Origin of the sequence: Kitasatospora sp. NPDC059146, assembly GCF_042786665.1 — a bacterium.
Taxonomy (GTDB): domain Bacteria; phylum Actinomycetota; class Actinomycetes; order Streptomycetales; family Streptomycetaceae; genus Kitasatospora.
Genome location: NZ_JBHZCY010000266.1, coordinates 1 through 1,807 on the forward strand (window position 1 = coordinate 1; position 1,807 = coordinate 1,807).

The 1,807-nt window shown below is 73.9% G+C and carries 3 protein-coding genes; 2 read left to right on the forward strand and 1 reads right to left on the reverse strand.

Translation table 11 applies throughout. The features are described from left to right. The first annotated feature begins 96 nt into the window (after positions 1 to 96). Both ACFXPX_RS43825 and ACFXPX_RS43830 read left to right on the forward strand, forming a co-directional pair. The gene (locus ACFXPX_RS43825; RefSeq protein ID WP_380645118.1) at positions 97 to 600 is read left to right on the forward strand and encodes a SigE family RNA polymerase sigma factor; all 504 of its coding nucleotides are present in this window, start codon (positions 97 to 99) and stop codon (positions 598 to 600) included. Beyond that, on the forward strand, positions 593 to 1,441 hold the full coding sequence (locus tag ACFXPX_RS43830) for a hypothetical protein (protein ID WP_380645116.1): 849 nt from the start codon (positions 593 to 595) through the stop codon (positions 1,439 to 1,441). The genes ACFXPX_RS43825 and ACFXPX_RS43830 overlap by 8 nt, the downstream gene beginning before the upstream one ends. Positions 1,442 to 1,531: 90 nt before the next feature. Here ACFXPX_RS43830 and ACFXPX_RS43835 read toward each other — a convergent pair. Then, positions 1,532 to 1,807 (reverse strand): hypothetical protein (locus tag ACFXPX_RS43835; RefSeq protein WP_380645117.1); only part of this gene is annotated, 276 nt, incomplete at its 5' end.

Here is a 1,807-nt window from a genome sequence, read left to right on the forward strand (position 1 = left end):
TCCCTGGAGGTCCCGGCTTCTCGGCTGGCCAAGGCGCTCGGGCTGATCGCCGAGGCGCTGCGGGCGCCCGCGTTCGCCGACAGCGAGGTCGAGCGACTGGAGTTCGACGCCTTCTACGCGGCGTCCTTCTCCCGCCTGACCGGGCAGCTCTACGCGATGACCGGCGACTGGTCCGAAGCGCAGGACGTGGTCCAGGAGGCCTTCATCCGCGCGTGGGACCGACGGCGCACCTTCGACCTGGACCACGCCCCGGAGGCGTGGATCCGGACCACGGCCCGGCGGCTGGCCGTATCCCGCTGGCGGCGCCTGGCCCGGGGCCTGCACCTGGCCGGACGCCACCACCGCCCGGAACCACCCACCGTCGAACCGCCCACCGAGGACCACCTGATGCTGGTCACCGCGCTCCGCGACCTGCCCGAGGCACAGCGGAGCGCCCTGGTCCTGCACCACATGTGCGACCTCCCCGTCGAGCAGGTCGCGGCCGAGACCGGCGCCAGCGTCAGCGCCGTCAAGAGCCGCCTCACCCGGGGCCGGACCGCGCTCGCGGCCGGACTCGCCGACCGGACCCCGAGCAGCGAGGAAGGAAAGCTCCGTGTCTGACCCCCTCCACGACACCGTCGGCGACCGGCTGCGGCTGCTCGGCACGCAGGTGCCCGCACCGGCCCTGCCCGCTGCCGAGATCCGCCGACGCGCCGACCGGCGCCGCCACCGCCGGCACCGCCGGTACGCCCTGGGCGCGACCGCGGCCTGCGCCGCGGCGGCCCTGTACCTGACCCTCCCGTCCGGGCCGCCCTCACCGCGGCCGCAGCACGGAGCAGTGGTCACCACGGACACTCCCTCCGTGCCGGCCCCCGCCTCCGACTCCCCCCGCCCCCCGGTTGCTTCTGCGGTGACGAGTACGAAGACGGTTCCGATCGAGTCCGGGGCGGTGGCCCGGATCCTGGCTTCCTGCCTGGGTTCCGACGCGTCGCGCTACCACGCGGTGATCGCGGTCCGCACTCCGGTCGCCTCGCAGGACACCGACGGCGTGGTCGTGGCCGTCGACTCCGCGAAGCAGTACGTGCAGTGCGAGACGAAGGGCGACAAGGGCACCAGCCGGTCCGTGCCCGCGACGTTCATCAACGACCGCCTGTGGGGCGCCGGCCACCGGATCGAGTTCTTCGACAGTTTCAGCTCCCGGGCCGGCAGCGGGCAGGTCCTCTCGCTGGGCGCCGGGCACTACACGCCCGATGTCGCCAAGGTGACCATCAGCTACGGCGACGACCCGACGCAGTACCCGGCCGTCATGGCGGACGGCGCGTTCGTCCACGCGGCCGCCGTCACCGCCAGCTCCGACCCCAAGGCCTTCCCCCCGGACGCCTACGTCCACGCCTTCAACGCGGACGGCAAGGAGATCTACAACCAGAAGACCCAGCCCAACACCGACGACTCCCGCCGGTAGGCGCCGTCGACCGGCCCTGCGGCGGCGAGCTCCCCGTACTCCCCGCCGCAGGGCCGGCGACGGCGGACCCTGCGGCGGTCACGGGCCGTGTCATATCAGGCGGTGCGCCCGGAGATCGGCCACGTACTTGGTGATCAGCTCCGGTGACAGGTGGGGGATGTCGTCGCCGTCGTCGAGGGCCGCGGCCCGTACGGCCGCGCGGAACCGGTCCGCCGGCAGGGCGGATCCGGCGAGTGGCTGTTCCGGCTCGGTGAAGGCGTGCAGCAGCGGGAGCAGCGAATGCCGGCGCCGGCGGTCGGGCAGGCCGCGCAGGGCGGACTCGAAGCGGTCGATCCACTCGGCGTGGTCCTGGACGCGGGTCAGGGG